This window comes from Labrys monachus (genome assembly GCF_030814655.1).
GTDB classification, from domain to species: Bacteria; Pseudomonadota; Alphaproteobacteria; order Rhizobiales; family Labraceae; genus Labrys; species Labrys monacha.
Genome location: NZ_JAUSVK010000001.1, coordinates 1,581,607 through 1,600,936, shown reverse-complemented (window position 1 = coordinate 1,600,936; position 19,330 = coordinate 1,581,607). Strand labels below are relative to the sequence as shown.

Sequence of the window (19,330 nt, the reverse complement as noted above, 5' to 3'; positions counted from 1 at the left end):
AGAAGATCATGAACCAAGCCGATCTCTTCCGCGCCCTCGCCGACCCGACGCGCCGAGCCGTGTTCGAAAGGCTGGCGGCACGCGAAATGAGCGTCTCCGAACTCAAGGCGGGGTTCGACGTATCGCAGCCGGCGATTTCGCAGCATCTGGCGGTACTGAAGCAGGCGGGGCTGGTGATCGAACGGCGCGAGGGCCGCAAGGCCCATTACCGCATCGCGCCGCAGGCCCTGGCGCCGCTCGCCGAATGGGTGGAGCGCTATCGCGACTTCTGGCCGGCGCGGATGGAAAGGCTCAAGGACGTGCTCAAGGGGATGGACCAATGACGATGGTGCAGGATGGAGCGGCGCCGGTGGCCGGCGAGGACGTCGTGATTGAATGCAGCCTCGACGCACCGCCGCAGAAGGTATGGCGGGCCCTGACGGTGCCGACGCTCGTCGCCGCCTGGCTGATGCCGGGCGAGGTCGACGCGACGCCCGGAGCCCGTTTCGATTTCGACGGCGAGGCATCGGGCCTGCCCGGCCCGATCGAATGCCGTGTTCTGGCCGCCGAGCCCCACCGGCTGCTGCGCTATTCCTGGCGCGAGCGTGACGGGGAGCGGACGATCGACAGCGTCGTGACCTTCGAACTCGACGCCGACGGCCGGGGCGGCACGCGGCTGCGCATCGTCCATGGCGATTTCGTCGCCACGCCGCTCGCGGCCAATACCAATATCCCGGCAATGATGATGCTTGCAGCCTGAGGCGATGACGCAATGACCCTTTCCATGAATGCCCTCGTGCCGATCGTCGTCGAGCAGTCGATGCGGGGAGAACGGTCCTTCGACATTTTCTCGCGCATGCTGCGCGAGAGGATCATCTTCATCAACGGGCCGATAGACGACGGCACATCGGCGCTCGTCTGCGCGCAATTGCTGTTCCTCGAGGCGGAGAATCCGAAGAAGGAGATCTCGATCTACATCAATTCGCCGGGGGGCTCGGTCACCAGCGGCCTGGCGATCTACGATACCATGCAGTTCATCGCGGCCCCCGTGTCGACGCTCTGCATGGGCTCGGCCTTTTCCCTCGGATCGTTCATCCTGATGGCCGGCGCGCCCGGGCGGCGATTCGCCCTGCCCAACGCCTCGATCATGGTCCACCAGCCATTGGGCGGCTATCAGGGACAGGCCAGCGACATCCTGATCCACGCCGCCAACATCGCCAGGACGAGGACGCGGCTGCACGCCCTCTACGCGCGGCACTGCCGGCGCACGATCGAGGAAGTCGCGGCCGCCCTCGACCGCGACAATTTCATGACGGCGGAGGAAGCACAGGCCTGGGGCCTCGTCGACCACGTCTCCGAGCGGCGGGCCGAAGCCGCCTAGCCGAAACCGCCTCTTCATATTGGCGCATTGCGACGGTATGCTCGCCTCCTCCCGACATCGAGGAGGGAGGGCGCCGGAATGCGAGCCGGCCCGAGCGATGCACACCCAGAGGCCCGGTGACCCAGACTCATATACTTATTGTCGAGGACGATGCGGAAATCAGCGGCCCGCTCGCCGGCTTTCTGAGCGAGAAGGGCTTCGCGACTTCTGTGGCCGGAAGCGTGGAGGCCGCGGACCCGATTCTGGCGGCGAACGACATCGATCTCGTCCTGCTCGACCTGATGCTGCCCGGCGAGACCGGGCTCGACCTCTGCCGACGCCTGCGATCCTCGGACGGACCGCGCATCATCATGCTGACCGCGCTGGGGGAGCCGACCGACAAGGTCGTCGGACTGGAGCTCGGCGCCGACGACTATGTCTGCAAGCCGTTCGACCTGCGCGAGCTGCTGGCGCGGATTCGCGCCGTCCTGCGGCGTCCGCCCCTGGCCGAGGAGGAGCCGCGCCCCCGCGGCGCGGACACGGTCCTCCACTTCACCGGGTTTTCCTTCTATCCGCAGCGCCGCTTCCTGCGCTCGCCCGCAGGGCTGAGGGTACCCCTGACCGGCGCCGAGGCTGATCTCCTGCTCGTCCTCTGCCAGCATCCGCGCAAGGTCCTTTCACGCGAGGAGCTGATCGCGCTGACCCGGGGCGAGGGATTCGCCATCGCCGCGCGATCCATCGACATCCTCGTCAGCCGGCTCCGGCGCAAGCTGGCCGGCAACGACCCGCTCGCCGACGTCATCCGGACGGTCCGGACCGACGGATACGCGTTCCAGCCGCAGGTCGTCGCGGAATGATACGCCGCTTCCTGGGAACGACTCTCGGGCAGATTCTCGCGATCACCGCCAGCGCATCCGCGGTCACCTTCATTCTGATCCTCCTTCTGCTGTGGTCCCTGTATCCGGGCCCGCCCCCTCCCCCCTGGCCTTGGTTGACCGCCTACAGGATCGCGGACCTCATCAAAGAGTTGCGCGTCCTTCCGGAGGGGGAATGGGCCGGCGCGATCGCCGCCGTGAACCGACCGGAGCTGTCCGCCCGGCTGACACAGACGCCGACAGCCTGCAGCGGATTCGACGCCGATGCAGAAAAGATGCAGGACGCCCTGACGAGCAAACTCCGCGCCCCGCTGCCGGATCTTACCATCCGCTCCTGCGACATGCCGAACGCGCATGACGAAGGAGACATCCAAGTCCTCGCGAGGCTGAACGGCCAGACGGTGGAATTCGTGACGAGAGGGAGGGAACCGCCTGCCTTTGCCAAGCTGACCTTCCCGCTGGTCGGCGCTTTGCTCTTCCTCTGCGTGGCGGTCGCGGCCATGTCGGCCTGGGCCGTCTGGCGCGTGATCGGTCCGCTGCGCCGGCTGTCGGAGAAGGCGGACGCCTTCGGCCACGACATCGCCGTTGCCCCGATCGACGAGGAGGGTCCCGTCGAGATCAGGCGCGTGGCGCGCGCCTACAACCTGATGCAGGAGCGCATCGCCCGCTCGGTCCAGGACCGCACGCGCATGCTCGCCGCCATCAGCCACGACCTTCGCACGCCGCTGACGAGGATGCGCCTTCTCCTCGAGACCAGCCCGCCCGGAGACATGGAGGCCAAGCTGCTCAGGAACGTGATTCTGATGCAGTCGATGGTCACCTCCGCCCTCGCCTATCTCAGCGGTCGCGTCGACCAGGAAGAGCCGGAATGGCTCGATCTCGGCGCGCTCCTGCACACACTGCGCGATGAATTCGAGGAAGCCGGTTTCCACGTGCATTATGATGGGCCCGAGCGGCTCGAATGCTTCTGTCGGCCCAATGCCATGGCCCGGGCGCTGACGAACCTGCTGGAGAACGCCTGCCATTTCGGCCGTGAGATCACCATCCGCGCCGACACGACCGTCGGCGGGATCATCGTCGACGTCGAAGACGACGGACCGGGCATACCGGACGACCGCCGCCGCGACGTGGTCGAGCCGTTCGTCCGCCTGGATCCGTCACGCGCGAACCGTCCCGGCAGCGTCGGGCTGGGACTATCGATCGTGCAAGAAATCCTGTCCGGCCATGACGGCACGCTGGCTCTCCTCGACCGTCAGCCGCATGGGCTCGTCGCACGGATCACGCTTCCGAATCGCGGTTCGGCGCCGGCGCGTCCGCACGAAATTCAACGTGGCGTGCCGCCCGTATCCTAGTATTATAGCCCGCCGGTTTAGGGCCCGTCGGCCGATGCCATTTATATATCCGTTGCGGAAAGCGTCGACTTCCTTCCGGCGCCACGCCGATACTTCGAATCGCGCGCCCTCGCCTTCGCCCCATCCCTTTCCGCCCGGCGGAACGTTCCATTTGACTGAAGATGGGATGTCAGCAGTTGCGTATTGTAAAAGAATTTAAATATTTCAAGCGTTGCTCTTCCTGTCTTCAGCGCTTATTTATAAGTGGCGTACTTTGAAGGAGCGGATGTAAGTCTAATCTACATCGCCCCTGTCGAGATCGAAACAGAGAAAGCAAAAGGCGAGACGTACGGCTTACCGGAGAGGCGGGTCTGTACGGAAAGTTCGTCGCATTCTTGTCTGTACGCTGTTTCGCAGTCCCGCAGGCGTGAAATCGCGCTGCGCGGAAGAACATGCCATCGCTCGCATCGAACCGCTCCACCTCAGGCGTGGCGGCGGAATGGTCTGGAATTGATTGAATGACCGACAGGCTCGCCACGATTACGGCCAGAATCATCGTCGCCTATGTCTCCAACAATTGGATGACGTCCGCCGGCCTCACGGGCCTCATCGACGATGTCCACAGCGCCCTTCATCGTCTGGCCAAGGACGCCCCCTCTCCGTCGCGGACCAAGCCGATCCCGGCTGTCCCGATCAGGGGGTCCGTAACCCCCGACTTCATCGTCTGCCTCGAGGACGGCCTCAAATACAGGTCGCTCGTCCGCCACCTCTCGACGAAATACAATCTGACGCCCAAGCAATATCGGGAAAAATGGGGCCTGCCCAACAATTACCCGATGGTGGCGCCGAACTTCGCCGTCCGGCGGCCGGCCGTCGGCAAGAAGCCGCACGTCAGGCATCACACCGAAAGCCGCGCGGAAAGCCGGGCCTAAGCAGAATTTTTCGCCGCGTCCTTTCAAGAGTCCCGCGGCACCGGTCCTCCGTTCGCTTTTCGCATCGCAGGCCCGAGATTGGCGCGCAAGCCGCCGCTTCGCCGCACTCCCCCTCCCGAATCAGACGCTCCCTTCCGCCTGCGGCGATCCCGCCGACGTGCGGATCGGCGCCGCCGGAAAGGCCGACGGAGAGTGGCCGCCGCGTTCTGCACGGCGACATTGCGGCCGGCGGCGGGCTGGAACAGGGCTTTCTGCGGGACGAACCGGGCGCACGGCATGTGCAAAAGCAGCCCCCGCGCGAACGGAAAGCGCTTTTTTATAATCATTATCAAACGCTTAAGTAATTTCCGACTCGCCTTGACACCGCAAGGGGGCGTGGGTATGGTCCGCCCGTTTTCAAGGGGGCGTCCGGCAGGGTTTTGCCGGCCAGGGAGCATGTTGCCGCGATGGCGAGCGACGAGGCGAACCAGGCCGGTCCACCCGGCAAAGACAATCCCAGCGAAGCCGACCTGTCCGATCGCCTGCGCCGTCTCGACGAACGCCTCGGTAGCGTGAAAGCCGAAGCGGATGCTCGGGAGGTTCGGCGGCAGAAGCAGGAGGGGGATCCCTCCTCGCTTGGCAAGGCGTTGCGCCTTTCGTCCGAATTCGTGGCCGGCATTCTCGCCGGCGCGGCCCTCGGATGGGTGGTGGACAGGTTCGCGGGCACCTCCCCTTGGGGCCTCTTCGTTTTCCTGATACTCGGCTTCGTGGCGGGTGTCCGGAATCTGATGCGCGCCGCGGACGCGCTGGGCAAACCGCCCGGCAAACAGGAATAACGGCGCATCGCGCCATAGAAGACAGGGCCTCACAGGCGATGGATCCGATTCATCAGTTCGCAATCGAGCCGATTTTCACGTTTGGCCATGGCTTCGCCTTCACCAATTCGGCTTTCTTCATGCTTCTCGCCGTCGTGCTGACGGCCTTGCTGATGATCGCGAGCACCTCGAGCCGCGCCGTGGTCCCGGGCCGCTGGCAGGCTCTCGCCGAGACGTTCTATGAATTCGTGGCCGGCACGGTGCGGGGCTCGGCCGGCGTCGAAGGCATGCGCTTCATGCCCTTCGTGTTCTCGGTCTTCATGTTCGTGCTGATGTGCAACATGCTCGGCCTGATCCCCGGCTTCTTCTCGGTCACCAGCCACATCATCGTCACCTTCGCGCTCGCCGCGCTCGTCATCGGCGTCGTCATCATCTACGGCTTCTACAAGAACGGCATGCATTTCCTGCACCTGTTCACGCCGTCGGGCGTGCCGGGCTGGCTGATGCCGCTTCTCGTGGCGATCGAGATCATCTCCTTCGCCTCCCGTCCGATCAGCCTCTCCGTCCGTCTCTTCGCCAACATGCTCGCCGGCCACATCGCCCTGAAGATCTTTGCGAGCTTCATCATCGCCCTGGCGAGCGGCGGCTTCCTGGTCGCGCTCCTTTCGCCCCTGCCCTTCCTTCTGGTCATCGCCCTGGTGGCTCTCGAAACGCTGGTTGCGGTGTTGCAGGCCTATGTGTTTGCAACGCTCACCTGCATCTACCTCAATGACGCCCTTCATCCCGGCCATTGATCGCATCCCGACCACTCAACCTCTGCCAACATTCTAAACAGGAGTTTCCCATGGATCCCGTCGCAGCAAAGTACATCGGCGCTGGTATCGCTTGCCTCGGCATGGCTGGCGCCGGCATCGGCCTCGGCAATCTGTTCGGCCAGTTCCTCTCCGGCGCGCTGCGCAACCCGTCGGCTGCCGACGGCCAGCGTGCGAACCTGCTGCTCGGCTTCGCGCTGACGGAAGCGCTCGGCATCTTCTCGCTGCTGATCGCGCTGCTGCTGCTCTTCGTGGTCTGACGCCAGCCGGCGACAGAGGCGACGGCTCTTCGGCCACCAGGCCGGGGAGCCGTGCATAGCTTCGGCGGCGATGCTGCAATCATATTGGCTCCGCCTGTCGTGGACGGGCCCGCAATCCGTTGAAGGTGTTTCATGGCCGCAACGACTGCAGGAACCGAGGTTCCTGCCGAATCACATAAGGACGGCGCGTTTCCGCCCTTCGACAGCTCGACCTTCGCTTCGCAGATCGTGTGGCTGGTTATCGCTTTCGGGCTTCTCTATCTCCTGATGTCGAGGATCGCGCTGCCGCGCGTCGCCGGCATCCTGGACGATCGGGCCGGCAAGATCGCGGCCGACCTCGATGCCGCCCGCAAGGCGAGGGCGGAGAGCGACGCGGCTCTCGCGACCTATGAGACGTCGCTGGCGCAGGCGCGCGCCAAGGCGCAGAACATCGCTGCGGAAACCCGGCAGGCGGTGACGGCGGAAACCAATGCCACCCGCCAGCAGCTCGAAGCGGAGCTTTCGGCCAAGCTCGCGACGGCGGAGACGCAGATCACCGCCACCAAGACGGCGGCGCTCGGCAGCGTGAACGGCATTGCCGTGGAGGCTGCCGCCGCCATCGTCGAGCAGCTCATCGGCAAGGCTCCGGACGCCCACACCGTCCAGGCGGCGGTCGACGCCGCGGTCTCGAACTAGGATCGCGCCATGTACTTTGCAGAGATGCTTCACGAAGTCTTCGATCCTGCCGGTCCGGAATTCTATATCCTGCTCGCGGTGGTGATCTTCCTCCTCGTCATCTGGAAGGTCGGCGGCTTCGCCCAGATCGGCAAGGCGCTCGACGCCCGCGGCAATGCCGTGCGCATGGAACTCGATCAGGCCCGTTCGCTGCGTGAAGAAGCGCAGAGGCTGCTGACGGACTACCAGCGCCGGCAGAAGGAAGCCGAGGCAGAGGCGGCTTCGATGATCGAGACGGCCAGGATCGACGCGGAACGCTTCAAGGCCGAGCAGATCGCCAAGATCGAGGATTTCGTGGCCCGCCGTACCAAGCTCGCGGACCAGAAGATCGCCCAGGCCGAAGCCACCGCGATCGCGGAAGTCCGCGCGGCCGCAGCGGACGCCGCCGTGAAGGCGGCTTCCTCGATCCTGTCGGACCAGCCGGCATCGAGCGCCGCCAATCTGATGTCGGCCGCCCTCAACGAGGTTCGCGCCAAGCTCAACTGAGCCCCGATCCGTCGGATTTCTGAAGAAAAGGCCGCCCACAAGGCGGCCTTTGCCATTTCCCCTGGAGCAGGCCCCCTGCCCTCTCTTCCTTATGCCCGGAAGGCCAGTTGCTGCGCGAACAAGCCCGGACGGAATGATCGCGTCCATCCGCTGATGCCCGGACACCTGTCGTCGAGGCGTCCGCGCACCCGGCATGCGCTCCCCGGTCTCAGGTCGGGTCTTCGCGATGGAGGTCGTGGATGGCGACGCCGGCGTCCTGGTTGACAGGGGGCAGCAGCCACTCGCTGTGGCGCAGGGTGCGCTGCGTGTCCTCGAGGCCGGCGGTCCAATGCTCCCGCATCGAGGTGCCCGAGAACTCGTAGTCCTTGGCGTGGCCCTCGTAATTCTTGTGCTGGTAGATCAGGTGCACGATGTTGACGACGCCGGCATCCGAGTAATCCTCGATGAGCGCCCGCTCTTCCCCCGTGAGCTGGTCGGCCGGCACCCGTTTCAGCGCCTCCAGAAGCTTCTGCTTGAGCTGGTGGATGCGTTCGAAATTGTCGGTGTTCTGGCGCGTCCGGCTCGAATACATGATGTCCTTGTGGCGCGACAACACGTCGGGCATGCTGCGCGGCAGTTCGCCCCGCGCGCTGAACAGGTCGACCTGGAACACCAGGGAACTGCGATCCTCGTCCAGGTCGAGCAGATATTGCAGCGGCGTGTTGGAGACGATGCCGCCGTCCCAGTAATATTCGCCCTCGATGCGCACAGGCGGCAGGGCCGGCGGAAGCGCGCCGCTGGCCATGATGTGCTCGGGGCCGATGCGCACATTGTCGGTGTCGAAATAGAGGAAATTGCCGGTGCGGACGTTCACGGCGCCGACACTGAGCCGCTTCCTGCCGTTATTGAGGATATCGAAATCGATGACTTCCGTCAGCGTCTCCCGCAATTCCTCGGTCTGGTAGAAGCTGGTCGCGCCCTCGGCCCCGGCCGGCATCAGCCATGGACTGGGGAAGCGGGGCTTGAAGAAGCCGGGCTGGCCCAGCGTCATCGTCAGCCACGAACTGGTGCGGTTGCGGATGTCGCGGAAGATGTCGCCCTCCGGCGTGTAGCTCCACACCTTCCGCCCGGAGATCTTCTGCCAGAACTGCTCGAGGCGGGCGAGGCGCCGGCTCGGCTCGTTGCCGGCGATGATCGAGGCATTCACCGCGCCGATGGAGACGCCGGAGAGCCAGTTGGGCTCGCAGTCGGCGTCGGCGAGCGCCTGGTAGACGCCGGCCTGGTAGGCGCCGAGCGCGCCGCCGCCCTGGAAGACCAGTGCGACGCGGTCATACCGCCCGGCGATTTCCGCGATGCTCGCACGCGCGGCCTTGTCCCGGTTTCGATCAAGCACGGTGTCCGTTCTCCCAATCCCGCGCCGCAGAGGCGCAAATGCGCCAGTGTCTTGGCACGGGCCTGTGACATCGCCGTGTCGGCAGGCGGGACTGGGGCGACCGGCCGCGGGCCGGTGGCGAAGGAGAAAACGCAGGCCCCCATGCGCTGGTTTTGCCAGGTAAGGCGTGACGATGGAGGGCGATCACCAGGTCACCCTTCTCGGCGGAGAGGAAGAGGTCGATCGGGGATCGCCCCTCCAATCGGGCCTGAGTTGGCGCATAGGGGCGGCCCGCCGGCGCGAACGCGCCGGGGCTACCTCAATGGGCCCTGTCGATGCAGAAATCCACGACGTCGAGCAGGGCCGATTTCACCGGGCCATCGGCAAAGAGGCCCAGGGCATCCTTCGCCATCGACCCGTAGTGACGGGCGCGCTCGATCGTATCCTCCAGGGCGTGATGGCGCCGGATCAGCGCCACCGCATGGTCGAGGTCGGCCTCCGCAATCTCGCCCCGCTCGAGCGTGCGGCGCCAGAATTCGCGCTCCTGCTCGCTGCCGCGGCGAAAGGCGAGCACCACCGGCAGGGTGATCTTGCCCTCGCGGAAATCGTCGCCGACATTCTTGCCGAGCTCGGCGCCCGAGCCGCCATAGTCGAGCGCATCGTCGACGAGCTGGAACGCGATGCCGAGATTCATGCCGAACGACCGGCAGGCCGACTGCTCGTCGCGGGGGCGCTCGGCGAGCACCGGCCCGACCTCGCAGGCGGCGGCGAAGAGTTCGGCGGTCTTGCCGCGAATCACGGCGAGATAATCGTCTTCGGTCGTCGCCGTGTCCTTGGCGGCCGCAAGCTGGGCAACCTCGCCTTCGGCGATCACGGTCGCGGCGCTGGAGAGGATGTCGAGGGCCCGAAGCGACCCCACCTCGACCATCATGCGGAAGGCCTGGCCGAGCAGGAAGTCGCCGACCAGCACGCTCGCCTCATTGCCCCACAGCATGCGGGCGGCCGGCTTTCCCCGGCGCATGTCGCTCTCGTCGACGACATCGTCGTGCAGGAGCGTCGCGGTGTGCATGAATTCGACCGAGGCGGCCAGCTTGATGTGCCCCTCGCCGCCATAATTGGCGAGCTGGGCGGTCGCGAGGGTGAGAATCGGCCTCAGACGCTTGCCGCCCGACGAGATCAGGTGGTTGGCGACCTCGGGAATCATCGTCACATCCGATCCCGTGCGCGACAAAATGGTGGAATTCACCTTCGCCATGTCGGCCCTGGTCAGCCCGACGATGGCATCGATGGACGCCAGCGGCCCGGATTTGTCTTCAAATGCGACGACGACACCCAAAATAACCACTCCCTTGACCGGCGCACCATAGAAATGAGCGTCGCCGCACACAAGCATCCTGTTGCCGCATCGTAATCACCTCCGGCTGATCGAACCCGGAGTTCTACGGCATGGGCGATATCGTGCCCGATTATCATCCCCGCTGTTGCATGTCGTGCCCATAGCAGCAACAATTGGGTGATGGAAGAAATCGTGCGCACCAACGACCTTGTCCTCATCTCCTATATCGAAGCCTTGCTCGATCAGGCCGGCGTCACCCATCTGGTGCTCGACACACATATGAGCGTGCTCGAGGGATCGCTCGGCATCATCCCGCGCCGCATCCTGGTCGATTCGGACCAGGCCGGGCTGGCCCGCATGCGCCTGCGCGAGGCCGGGCTCGCCAAGGAACTGCGCGAGACGTGAGCGTCGTCACCAAGAGCCCGTTCCTCGGCGGACGGCTGACGCTCCTCCAGCCGGAGAAGGGCCACCGCGCCGGCACGGATGCCGTGCTGCTGGCCGCTTCGGCTGCACCGAAACCGGGCGAGACGTTGTTCGACCTCGGCGCCGGCGTCGGCGCGGCCGGCCTCGCCGTGGCGATCCGTGCGCCCGAATGCCGGATCCGGCTGGTCGAGATCGTCGCCGAGATCGAGGAACTCGCGGATGCCAATATCCGGGAGAACGGTCTCGGCGCCCATGTCGCGGCCATGCGGGCCGACGTCACCGCGCCGCTGCTTCAGGAAGGCCCGATGCAGCCCTCGGGCGCCGACTACGTCATCATGAACCCGCCCTTCCACCTCGAGGGCACCGTACGCGCCCCGCCGAGCGCCTATCGCGGCACCGCCCATATCCACGGGCCGGAAGGGGACGAAGCATGGATCCGCTGCGCGCACGCGCTGCTGCGCTCCAAGGGCACGCTGACGATCATCCATCGCGCCGATGCGCTGCCCCGGTTGCTCGCCGCGCTCGACCGACGCTTCGGCGACATCCGCATCAAGCCTGTCCTCCCGCGCATGGACGAGCCCGCCGGCCGCATCCTGCTGCGCGCCGTGAAGGACAGCCGCGCCCCGCTGGTGCTGCTGCCGCCGCTGGTGCTCCACGGTGCCGACGGCGCCTTCACCCCCGAGGCGCAGGCTCTGCATCGGGGCGAGGGCCTGATCGACTGGCGGAACGGCGGCTGAGTTCACGCCATGCGGTTGATCAGCTCGATGAACCGGGCGAACAGGCCGGCCTGGGAATGGATGCCGAGCTTCTGGTGGATGTTGCGCCGATGCACCTTCACGGTGCCGACGCTGATGCCGAGGGCGCGGCCGATCGATTCGGACGAATGGCCCTGCAGCACGAGATTGACGATCTCGCCCTCGCGTCCGGTCAGGGACTGGCTCGCCCACAGCCGCGCCCGATCGAACTCGGAGCCCGGCAGCAGCGGAAGGGCCGTACGGTCCGGCGCGCTCCGGGCGGTCGGCAGATCCTTCCAATGCTGCCCGCAGAGGCACAGGACGAGCGGCGCGAGGTCGCGCAACGCCCGCACCTCGGCGGTGCCGAACGGCCCCGAGCGGGCCAGACGCATCAGCGACAGCACGACGGCCGTGCTTTCGGGCAGCTGGACGAAGAAGCCGGCCTCTTCCGCGAGCCCCGTCTGGGTGTAGTAGGAGCGATAATACTCGCTCGTGTAGAACCGGTCGGGCGCCAGTTCCCGCATGCGCCAGAAGCCTTCCCGCCCCTCGATGGCGGCATGGTAGAACGGGTCGAGCAGATAGGGGCCCTCCTGATAGAGCGCCACATAGATGTAGCTTTCTGCGGCGGAGAACGTCTCGAACAGCATCGGCGGGCGCGCCGCGCCGCGATAGCCGAACACCACGCAGTGATCGAAACCCACATGCAGGCGCAGCCAGTCGAGCAGGGCCCGCTCGAACACGCCGCCCGTTCCGCCCGCCGACCGGATCGCATCGGCCAGCGTGAGCGCACTCTTGAATCGAGGATTGGACGCGCGAATGACTACCCCTCCTGCCGAACAAACAAGCAGATTCTACCCCCCGAGAGGTATATACGGCCACGAATTTCCTCTGTTAGCATTCCCTGATACCGGGACGAAAGCCTGAAGGTGAGCCCGGCGGAAAGCCCGCATCCAGGGGTTGGACCAGTGAGCGAGACGGCACTGCCCGATATCGAATTTCGCGCCATCACCAAGAAATATGGCGAGGTGACCGCCGTCCACGGCGTCGACCTCGCCGTTCCCAAGGGCGCCTTCGTCGCGCTGCTCGGCCCGTCCGGCTGCGGCAAGACCACCTGCCTGCGCATGATCGGCGGCTTCGAGGAGCCCAGCACCGGCCAGGTGATGATCCGCGGGCGGGACATGGCGGGCACGCCGCCCTTCCGGCGTCCCGTCAACATGGTGTTCCAGCAATACGCGCTGTTTCCCCATTTCGACGTCGGCGACAACATCGCCTACGGCCTGCGCCAGGCGCGCCCGCGCATCGAACGTGCCGAGATCGGCCGCCGGGTCGACGAGGCGCTGGCGATGGTCCGCCTCGCCGGCTATCAGCGGCGGCGCGTCCACGAATTGTCCGGCGGCCAGCAGCAGCGCGTCGCCCTGGCGCGCGCGCTGGTCAACAGGCCGGCGGTTCTCCTCCTCGACGAGCCGCTGGCGGCGCTCGACAAGAAGCTGCGCACGGAGATGCAGCTCGAACTGCAGAACCTCCAGCGCGAGCTCGGCATCACCTTCGTGCTGGTGACGCACGACCAGGAGGAGGCGCTGTCGATGAGCGACCTCGTCTGCGTCATGAACAAGGGCCGCATCGTCCAGCTCGGCCAGCCCAGCGCGATCTATGACGACCCGGCGGACCTCTTCGTCGCCGATTTCGTCGGCAAGACCAACCTCCTGCCCGGCACGGTCGCGCAGGCCGGCGAGGACGGCGCCCAGATCCGGCTCGCCAACGGCGTTGCCCTAGCCTCCCGCAGCCGCAGCCGCCTCCACGGCGGCCAGGCGGTCTCGGTCAGCATCCGGCCGGAAGCCCTGCGGCTCGGCGCCACGGAGGGGCCGCTGCTGCAGGGCACGATCCAGAACCGCATCTTTCTCGGCTCGACGGCCGAATATGCCGTCGATGTCATCGGCCTCGGCACGGTGATGGTGACGGCCGACCACAACGCGAACGAAGCGGGCCTCAGGGGACCGGGCGACAGCGTCGCCATCGGCTTCGCTCCGGGCGCCCCGCTCGCCTTCCCCGCCTCCTGAATCTTCAAAGGCCGTGGAAACGGTCGACACACAGAGGGAAACCAGCCATGTCGAAATCCTACCGCGACAACCTGCCGATCTCGGCCAGGGCGTTCGTCGACCAATTGCTGCGCTATCGCAAGGGCTCGATCAGCCGCCGCCATTTCCTCGGGGTGACCGGCCTCGGCATGGCGATGGCGGTGCTGGCGCGCGAGAACGGCTTCCTGCCGGCGCCCGCCTATGCCGCCGGAGAGCTCGGCGACAAGATGTCGATCGCGACCTGGCCGAACTACCACGATCCGCAGACCTTCGTGAACTTCACCAAGGCGACGGGCGTCGCCGTCGAGGTCAACGTCTTCGGCTCGAACGAGGAGATGCTGGCCAAGCTGCAGGCCGGCGCCTCGGGCTGGAGCCTGTTCGTGCCGACGAATTATACGATCTCGACCTACAAGAAGCTCGGCGTCATCGAAGCGCTCGATATGTCCAAGCTGCCCGCCTATAACGGCCCGACGGAAGACAAGCGCTTCACCGCCGAAGGCACCATCGACGGCACCATCTATGCCGTGCCGAAGAACTGGGGCACCACCGGCTTCTCGGTCAACACGCAGAAGCTCAGCAAGCCGATGTCGAGCTGGAAGGAATTCTGGGACACCGCGATGGCCGAGGGCGACAACCGCACCCTCGTGCACGACTACCAGCTCACCGCCATCGGCAACGCCCTGAAATATTACGGCTTCTCCTTCAACTCCCTGAAGCCGGAGGAGATGGCCAAGGCCGAGGAGTTGCTGCTCAAGGTCAAGCCGCATCTCTACGGCATCTCCAGCGACTACCAGCCGCCGATGCGCGCGGGCGACGCCTGGATGACGATGTGCTGGACCAATGACGGGGCGCAGCTCGCCCGCGATCTCCCCCACATCCAATATGTCCTCGGCCGGGAGGGCGGCGAGATCTGGACCGATTTCTATGCCATCCCGAAGGACGCGCCCAACAAGCCGGCCGGCTACGCCCTGCTCAACTACCTGATGACGCCGGAGAATGCCGTCAAGGAACACCTCGCCAACGGCGCCCCCTGCACGGATTCGCGCGTCAATGCGCTTTTGCCGAAGGAATTCCTCACCAACCCGATCCTCTATCCGGCCGCCGAACTGCTGGCGCCGCTGGAATTCGGCGCCGCCGCGACGCTCACCAGTCCCGACCGCGCCGAGCTGATGGCCCGCTTCAAGGCGGCATGAGCCTCAAAACGGGCATTTCAACGGCCTTCTCTCCCGTTTGGGAGAAGGTCCCGGCGGGGGGATGAGGGTCTGGACGTCGACGAAGACAGCTCGATAGTTGCGCTGGAATTGTCGAATGCCAGTCCCTCATCCGGCGCTACGCGCCACCTCTTCCCGCCCGGGAGAAGGAAATTGCGCCATTTCTTGCATGCCCTGCGCCTATGGACACCCCGCCGCCTTCCCCGGAAATATGCGCCGCGTCCGGCTCCGCCGGGACCCACACAGACTGACCGACCACACCAGGACACCCCGCCCCGTGGCCACCGCTACCGCACGCCGCACCCTCGTGACCACCCTGCTCCTCGCGCCGGCGACGGCGTGGCTGGTGGTCTTCCTTGTGCTGCCGTTCATCGCCGTGATCGTCTTCAGCGTCGGCCTGCGTGCGCCCGAAGGAGGCTACCAGGCGGCCTTCACCCTGGCGCAATATGCCAATCTCGGCGCCCGCTCGACCGCCTTCTGGAACACCATGGTGCTGGCGCCCGCCGGTGCGCTCGCCTGCCTGCTCGTCGCCTATCCCGTCGCCTATTACCTTGCCTTGCGGGTGTCGCCGCGCCGGCGCCTCATCCTGCTCGCTTTGGTGGTGATCCCGTTCTGGACCAGCCTGCTGATGCGCACCTATGCCTGGATGTATATCCTCGGAGCGCGCGGCATACCCGCCTTTCTCGACCTCATCGGCATTCCCGACGTCAGGCTCCTGAACACGCCGGGCTCGGTGATGCTCGGCATCGTCTACGGCTATCTGCCGCTGATGATCCTGCCGATCTATGTCAGCCTCGAGCGGCTCGACAGGCGCCTGCTCGAAGCCTCGGCGGATCTCGGCGCCACGCCGGTCTCGACCTTCCTCGGCGTGACGCTGCCGCTCTCCCTGCCCGGGGTGATGACCGGCATCTCGCTGGTGACGATCCTGCTGCTCGGCGAGTACCTGATCCCGACCCTCCTGGGCGGCGGCAAGGTCTTCTTCATCGGCAACGCCCTCGTCGACCTCTTCCTGCAGTCGCGCAACTGGCCCTTCGGTTCGGCCATCGCGGTGACGCTGGTGGTGGCCTCGGTGCTGGTCCTGCTGGTCGCCAACAGGGTCACGGCACGGATTTCGGGCGCGCGCCAAGTGGACCTCATCTAAGGGTGGACCTCATCTAGTGGATCTCGTCTGATGCGCGCCTTCGTCATCGCCGTCTTCGGCTTTCTTTATCTGCCGATCGCGCTGGTCGTGCTGTTCTCCTTCAACGCCGGCCGCAACGCCAGCGAGATCGTCGGCTTCTCGTTCCGGTGGTATGGCACGGCGCTGTCCAACCCGTTCCTGGTGGAAGCGCTGCAGAACACGCTGATCGTGGCCTCGACCAGCGCCGTCCTCGCCGCGGTCTTCGGCACGTCGGCCGCGCTCGGCCTGGCGCGCGTCGGCCCCAGGACCCGCGCGGTGTTCGACGCCCTGTTCGGCGCCGCGATCGTGGTGCCGGGCGTCGTCATCGGCATCGCCACGCTGGTGGCGCTGGTGGCGCTGTTCGCCGCCGTCAATCCGCTGCTGGCCTCGGCCTGGCCCGGGCCGAACCCGCCCCGGCTCGGCCTCGGCTACAGCTCGATCATCGCCGCTCACGGCCTGTTCTCGATGGCGCTGGTCACCATGATCGTCAGGGCGCGCCTCGGCAGCCTCAGCCGCGACCTCGTCGAGGCTTCGAGCGATCTCTACGCCACCCCGCTGACCACCTTCCGCTCGATCGTCCTGCCGCAGATCTTCCCCGCCATCCTCGCCGGGCTGCTGCTCGCCTTCACCTTCTCCTTCGACGATTTCATCATCGCCTTCTTCGTCGCCGGCGCGCAGACCACGCTGCCGATCTACATCTTCGCCTCGATCCGGCGCGGCGTGACGCCCGAGATCAACGCCATCGCCACCATCGTCCTCATCGCCTCCGTGGCGATGGTTCTCGTGGCGCAGGCCCTGCTGCGCCGGCGCAGTTGAAGAACGCCTTTCGCAGGCGCCAGCCCTCCAGCCCATGCCCGAGAGAAAATCCATGATCCTGCAAGACCGCATCGCCATCGTCACCGGCGCGGGTTCCGGCATCGGCCGTGCGGGCGCCCTCGCCATGGCGCGCGAGGGCGCCCATGTCGTCGTCGCCGATCGCAACGCCGCGGCCGGCGAGGAGACGGCCGGCCGGATCCTGTCGCAGGGCGGGCGTGCCGAAGCCGTGGCGACCGACGTGGACGACGACGATGCGGTCGAGAGACTGATCCGGTCGACGCTCGCAAAGCACGGCCGCATCGACATCCTGCACAACCATGCCGGCATCCAGGTCGGCGGCCCGCTCACCGAGGTGACGCTCGCGGCGATGGATGCTTCCTGGCGGGTGAACGTCCGCGCCCATTTCCATACCGCCAAGCTGGCGATGCCGGCCATGATGGCGGCGGGCCGCGGCGTCATCCTCAACACCGCCTCCAATTCGGGCGTCTTCTTCGACCGCGAGATGATCGCCTATGCGACGTCCAAGCACGCCATCGTGGCGATGACCAGGCAGATGGCTATCGACTATGCCCGCTACGGGGTGCGGGTGAACGCGCTGTGCCCCGGCTGGGTGGATACCCCGTTCAACGACCCCTTCATCGCCCAGATGGGCGGCCGGGGCGCGATCGAGGCCTATGTCCGTGACAAGATCCCGATGGGACGCTGGGCCAGCGCCGAGGAGATCGCCGAGGCCATCCTCTTCCTCGTCTCCGACCGCTCCTCCTTCGTCACCGGCCATGCCCTCGTCGTCGACGGCGGCGAGAGCATCTCGTAACGCAAATTAACGCATTGTTTTGACGCGTTTTCTTAATCGAAATTCGATCGGCTTTTCTGAAAATGCCATAGTCGGCTTGGTGGAGGGCGACCGGCGGTCGCCCCCTGTCTTACCGTGCGGGGATCACCAGCAGACGCGACGACGGACCCAGACCACGCGGTGCCGGTAATAGACCCTGCGGTTTACCCAGCGGCAACGCCGGTGCCCGTAATAGCCGTGACGATAGCCGTAGCCGCGGCGGTGATAGCCATAGCCGTAATGACGGTAGCCATGACGGTAACCATAGTGGCGCCGATACTGCACGTCCGTGGCCGCCGGGGCGGGTCCGGTCTGTTCGATCGCCTGGACGAGCGCATTGCTGGCCGCCGGATGGATGACGGCCGCCTGCGCATTCGTGACGGCGAGGGCGCCGCTGCCCATGCCGAGCGCCAGGGTAACAGCGAAGACGAGCTTACGAAACATTCTAGCCTCCTTTGCTATTGCCGATATGAAGGCCTGGTCGAACCCGATTCAGGCCCCCCGCTGCAGCCGGCGCCTCGATCCGAGATCGCCGACTCTCTCGTTTTCGGATTCCCGCCCTCCTTGGATCGGCAAAGTCTCCGCACGAAATGCCGAAAAGTTCGCACGTGCCGGCCGGCACGTCGCCGGCAAGACAGTCAAGCGATATATTATGGAACCTTGTCACCTCTGCAGACATCATACATCCATACCGCAACTATTCCTATTCATAGTTGAACGTGGCTTGATCGATACATTCATGCGGCGTTCACCGGCATGAACGGCGCCTCGCGATGCCGGCGAGGTTCGGCCGGGACATCGCGGAGGCGGGGCCCTCCTTCTGCGAAGGGGATTCGATCCCTATATTGATCGGCGGGCGCCCCCGACGGCGCTCCTGTTGCAAGGACGGAAACGCGTTGTCCCCGACGATCACCGACACCCTTTCCCCGGATTCCCCCTCTTCCACCAAGGTTTCGAAAGCTGGACCGGTGCGGCGCATGCTGGCGCCGCTCCTCGCCCTCGTGCCGGAGAAATGGCGCCGCCGGGCGCCCGTGGTCGCCGTGCTCCACCTCTCCGGCGCCATCAGCGCCGCCTCGCGCTTCGGCGGCGGCCTGAACATCGCCAGGCTGGAGAAGACGATCGACGGCGCCTTCCGGGTGAAGGGTGCCAGCGCGGTCGCGTTGGTCATCAATTCGCCGGGCGGCTCGCCCGCCCAATCCCACCTGATCATGCGGCGCATCCGGGCGCTGGCCGAGGAGAAGAAGCTTCCCGTCTTCGCCTTCGTCGAGGATGTCGCGGCCTCTGGCGGTTACATGATCGCCTGCGCCGCCGACGAGATCATCGCCGATCCCACATCGATCATCGGCTCGATCGGCGTGGTCTCCGCCTCCTTCGGCTTCGACCGGCTGATCGACAAGCTGGGCATCGAGCGGCGCGTCCACACGGCCGGCCGCTCCAAGACGATGCTCGACCCCTTCCGGCCGGAAAAGCAGGAAGACGTCGACAGGCTCCTCGCCTTGCAGCGGGACGTGCACGACATCTTCATCGCGCTCGTCAAGGAGCGGCGCGGCGCCAAGCTGAAGGGAGCGGACGACGTCCTGTTCACCGGCGAGTTCTGGCTCGCCTCGCGCGCGATCGAACTGGGCCTCGCCGACGGCATCGGCGACATCCGCTCGACCCTGCGCCGGCGTTTCGGCGAGAAGGTCCGCTTCAAGCCGGTGTCGGAGCCGCGCGGCTTCCTGAGCCGCCGTCTCGGGCTGGGGACCGGCCTTGCGGCCGCCCAAAGCGAGCAATGGGCGGAAGGATTGCTCGCCGCCATCGAAGCGCGTGCAATTCGCTCGCGTTTCGGTCTATAGTCACCAATGTGTCAA

General features: G+C 66.0%; 23 protein-coding genes. 19 read left to right on the top strand and 4 right to left on the bottom strand.

The window, feature by feature from the left end; all coding sequences use genetic code 11:
* Nucleotides 1-8 precede the first annotated feature (8 nt).
* The 11 genes from J3R73_RS07160 (at nt 9) to J3R73_RS07110 (ending at nt 7,543) form a co-directional block, all read left to right on the top strand.
* Nucleotides 9-323, top strand: coding sequence for an ArsR/SmtB family transcription factor (locus J3R73_RS07160; RefSeq protein ID WP_307424328.1), 315 nt, complete (start codon nt 9-11; stop codon nt 321-323).
* Nucleotides 320-739, top strand: a complete 420-nt coding sequence (locus J3R73_RS07155; RefSeq protein WP_307424326.1) for an SRPBCC family protein — start codon at nt 320-322, stop codon at nt 737-739. The genes J3R73_RS07160 and J3R73_RS07155 overlap by 4 nt, the downstream gene beginning before the upstream one ends.
* Nucleotides 740-763: 24 nt before the next feature.
* Nucleotides 764-1,360, top strand: coding sequence for an ATP-dependent Clp protease proteolytic subunit (locus tag J3R73_RS07150; protein ID WP_370880072.1), 597 nt, complete (start codon nt 764-766; stop codon nt 1,358-1,360).
* 116 nt (nt 1,361-1,476) lie between these two features.
* A complete protein-coding gene (locus tag J3R73_RS07145) occupies nt 1,477-2,196 on the top strand; it encodes a response regulator (RefSeq protein WP_307424321.1) in 720 nt (239 codons plus the stop codon).
* 293 nt (nt 2,197-2,489) lie between these two features.
* The gene (locus J3R73_RS07140) at nt 2,490-3,566 is read left to right on the top strand and encodes an ATP-binding protein (RefSeq protein ID WP_307424319.1); all 1,077 of its coding nucleotides are present in this window, start codon (nt 2,490-2,492) and stop codon (nt 3,564-3,566) included.
* 497 nt (nt 3,567-4,063) lie between these two features.
* Nucleotides 4,064-4,477 carry a Ros/MucR family transcriptional regulator gene (locus J3R73_RS07135; RefSeq protein ID WP_307424317.1) on the top strand — a complete coding sequence of 138 codons (414 nt, stop codon included), beginning with the start codon at nt 4,064-4,066 and terminating at the stop codon, nt 4,475-4,477.
* 446 nt (nt 4,478-4,923) lie between these two features.
* Nucleotides 4,924-5,292 (top strand): AtpZ/AtpI family protein, encoded by a 369-nt coding sequence (locus J3R73_RS07130; protein WP_307424314.1) that lies wholly within the window; start codon nt 4,924-4,926, stop codon nt 5,290-5,292.
* Between the two features lie 38 nt (nt 5,293-5,330).
* The gene (locus J3R73_RS07125; protein ID WP_307424312.1) at nt 5,331-6,065 is read left to right on the top strand and encodes a F0F1 ATP synthase subunit A; all 735 of its coding nucleotides are present in this window, start codon (nt 5,331-5,333) and stop codon (nt 6,063-6,065) included.
* 50 nt (nt 6,066-6,115) lie between these two features.
* On the top strand, nt 6,116-6,343 hold the full coding sequence (locus J3R73_RS07120) for a F0F1 ATP synthase subunit C (protein WP_307424310.1): 228 nt from the start codon (nt 6,116-6,118) through the stop codon (nt 6,341-6,343).
* Between the two features lie 132 nt (nt 6,344-6,475).
* Nucleotides 6,476-7,018 carry a F0F1 ATP synthase subunit B gene (locus J3R73_RS07115; protein ID WP_307424307.1) on the top strand — a complete coding sequence of 181 codons (543 nt, stop codon included), beginning with the start codon at nt 6,476-6,478 and terminating at the stop codon, nt 7,016-7,018.
* A gap of 9 nt (nt 7,019-7,027) precedes the next feature.
* Complete coding sequence (locus tag J3R73_RS07110) at nt 7,028-7,543, top strand: F0F1 ATP synthase subunit B family protein (protein WP_307424303.1); 516 nt, start codon at nt 7,028-7,030, stop codon at nt 7,541-7,543.
* Nucleotides 7,544-7,751: 208 nt separating this feature from the next.
* On the opposite strand, the gene J3R73_RS07105 is transcribed toward J3R73_RS07110, so the two are convergent.
* Together J3R73_RS07105 and J3R73_RS07100 are read right to left on the bottom strand one after the other, a co-directional pair.
* On the bottom strand, nt 7,752-8,915 hold the full coding sequence (locus J3R73_RS07105) for a DUF3734 domain-containing protein (RefSeq protein WP_307424301.1): 1,164 nt from the start codon (nt 8,913-8,915) through the stop codon (nt 7,752-7,754).
* A gap of 298 nt (nt 8,916-9,213) precedes the next feature.
* Complete coding sequence (locus J3R73_RS07100) at nt 9,214-10,230, bottom strand: polyprenyl synthetase family protein (RefSeq protein ID WP_307424297.1); 1,017 nt, start codon at nt 10,228-10,230, stop codon at nt 9,214-9,216.
* A 180-nt stretch (nt 10,231-10,410) separates the two neighbouring features.
* Between J3R73_RS07100 and J3R73_RS07095 the strand changes: the two genes are divergently transcribed.
* Both J3R73_RS07095 and J3R73_RS07090 read left to right on the top strand, forming a co-directional pair.
* Nucleotides 10,411-10,635, top strand: coding sequence for a putative signal transducing protein (locus J3R73_RS07095; RefSeq protein WP_307424295.1), 225 nt, complete (start codon nt 10,411-10,413; stop codon nt 10,633-10,635).
* Entirely contained in the window at nt 10,632-11,390 is a 759-nt protein-coding gene (locus tag J3R73_RS07090) for a tRNA1(Val) (adenine(37)-N6)-methyltransferase (RefSeq protein ID WP_307424292.1), read from the top strand. Before J3R73_RS07095 ends, J3R73_RS07090 begins: the two co-directional genes overlap by 4 nt.
* A 2-nt stretch (nt 11,391-11,392) precedes the next feature.
* On the opposite strand, the gene J3R73_RS07085 is transcribed toward J3R73_RS07090, so the two are convergent.
* A complete protein-coding gene (locus J3R73_RS07085) occupies nt 11,393-12,127 on the bottom strand; it encodes a helix-turn-helix transcriptional regulator (RefSeq protein WP_307424288.1) in 735 nt (244 codons plus the stop codon).
* Nucleotides 12,128-12,352: 225 nt separating this feature from the next.
* Here J3R73_RS07085 and J3R73_RS07080 point away from each other — a divergent pair, with 225 nt between their 5' ends.
* From J3R73_RS07080 to J3R73_RS07060, 5 genes are all read left to right on the top strand, one after another.
* Nucleotides 12,353-13,444: an ABC transporter ATP-binding protein gene (locus J3R73_RS07080; RefSeq protein WP_307424285.1), complete on the top strand. Its 1,092-nt coding sequence runs from the start codon at nt 12,353-12,355 to the stop codon at nt 13,442-13,444.
* Between the two features lie 47 nt (nt 13,445-13,491).
* Nucleotides 13,492-14,655: an ABC transporter substrate-binding protein gene (locus J3R73_RS07075; RefSeq protein ID WP_307424282.1), complete on the top strand. Its 1,164-nt coding sequence runs from the start codon at nt 13,492-13,494 to the stop codon at nt 14,653-14,655.
* Between the two features lie 295 nt (nt 14,656-14,950).
* Complete coding sequence (locus J3R73_RS07070) at nt 14,951-15,814, top strand: ABC transporter permease (protein WP_307424279.1); 864 nt, start codon at nt 14,951-14,953, stop codon at nt 15,812-15,814.
* A gap of 30 nt (nt 15,815-15,844) precedes the next feature.
* Entirely contained in the window at nt 15,845-16,648 is an 804-nt protein-coding gene (locus J3R73_RS07065; protein WP_307424277.1) for an ABC transporter permease, read from the top strand.
* Nucleotides 16,649-16,700: 52 nt separating this feature from the next.
* Nucleotides 16,701-17,462 carry an SDR family NAD(P)-dependent oxidoreductase gene (locus J3R73_RS07060; protein WP_307424274.1) on the top strand — a complete coding sequence of 254 codons (762 nt, stop codon included), beginning with the start codon at nt 16,701-16,703 and terminating at the stop codon, nt 17,460-17,462.
* A 123-nt stretch (nt 17,463-17,585) separates the two neighbouring features.
* Here J3R73_RS07060 and J3R73_RS07055 read toward each other — a convergent pair whose 3' ends face one another.
* Nucleotides 17,586-17,924: a hypothetical protein gene (locus tag J3R73_RS07055; RefSeq protein WP_307424271.1), complete on the bottom strand. Its 339-nt coding sequence runs from the start codon at nt 17,922-17,924 to the stop codon at nt 17,586-17,588.
* Nucleotides 17,925-18,376: 452 nt separating this feature from the next.
* On the opposite strand from J3R73_RS07055, the gene J3R73_RS07050 reads away from it, so the two are divergent.
* Nucleotides 18,377-19,315: a S49 family peptidase gene (locus tag J3R73_RS07050; RefSeq protein ID WP_370879858.1), complete on the top strand. Its 939-nt coding sequence runs from the start codon at nt 18,377-18,379 to the stop codon at nt 19,313-19,315.
* Nucleotides 19,316-19,330: the final 15 nt, after the last annotated feature.

Bases quoted from the DNA above. Each gene is read 5' to 3' on its own strand.
- J3R73_RS07160 (WP_307424328.1), top strand. From the start codon at position 9: ATGAACCAAGCCGATCTCTTCCGCGCCCTCGCCGACCCGACGCGCCGA.
- J3R73_RS07155 (WP_307424326.1), top strand. From the start codon at position 320: ATGACGATGGTGCAGGATGGAGCGGCGCCGGTGGCCGGCGAGGACGTC.
- J3R73_RS07150 (WP_370880072.1), top strand. From the start codon at position 764: ATGAATGCCCTCGTGCCGATCGTCGTCGAGCAGTCGATGCGGGGAGAA.
- J3R73_RS07140 (WP_307424319.1), top strand. From the start codon at position 2,490: ATGCAGGACGCCCTGACGAGCAAACTCCGCGCCCCGCTGCCGGATCTT.
- J3R73_RS07135 (WP_307424317.1), top strand. From the start codon at position 4,064: ATGACCGACAGGCTCGCCACGATTACGGCCAGAATCATCGTCGCCTAT.
- J3R73_RS07130 (WP_307424314.1), top strand. From the start codon at position 4,924: ATGGCGAGCGACGAGGCGAACCAGGCCGGTCCACCCGGCAAAGACAAT.
- J3R73_RS07125 (WP_307424312.1), top strand. From the start codon at position 5,331: ATGGATCCGATTCATCAGTTCGCAATCGAGCCGATTTTCACGTTTGGC.
- J3R73_RS07120 (WP_307424310.1), top strand. From the start codon at position 6,116: ATGGATCCCGTCGCAGCAAAGTACATCGGCGCTGGTATCGCTTGCCTC.
- J3R73_RS07115 (WP_307424307.1), top strand. From the start codon at position 6,476: ATGGCCGCAACGACTGCAGGAACCGAGGTTCCTGCCGAATCACATAAG.
- J3R73_RS07110 (WP_307424303.1), top strand. From the start codon at position 7,028: ATGTACTTTGCAGAGATGCTTCACGAAGTCTTCGATCCTGCCGGTCCG.
- J3R73_RS07095 (WP_307424295.1), top strand. From the start codon at position 10,411: ATGGAAGAAATCGTGCGCACCAACGACCTTGTCCTCATCTCCTATATC.
- J3R73_RS07075 (WP_307424282.1), top strand. From the start codon at position 13,492: ATGTCGAAATCCTACCGCGACAACCTGCCGATCTCGGCCAGGGCGTTC.
- J3R73_RS07065 (WP_307424277.1), top strand. From the start codon at position 15,845: ATGCGCGCCTTCGTCATCGCCGTCTTCGGCTTTCTTTATCTGCCGATC.
- J3R73_RS07060 (WP_307424274.1), top strand. From the start codon at position 16,701: ATGATCCTGCAAGACCGCATCGCCATCGTCACCGGCGCGGGTTCCGGC.
- J3R73_RS07055 (WP_307424271.1), bottom strand. From the start codon at position 17,924: ATGTTTCGTAAGCTCGTCTTCGCTGTTACCCTGGCGCTCGGCATGGGC.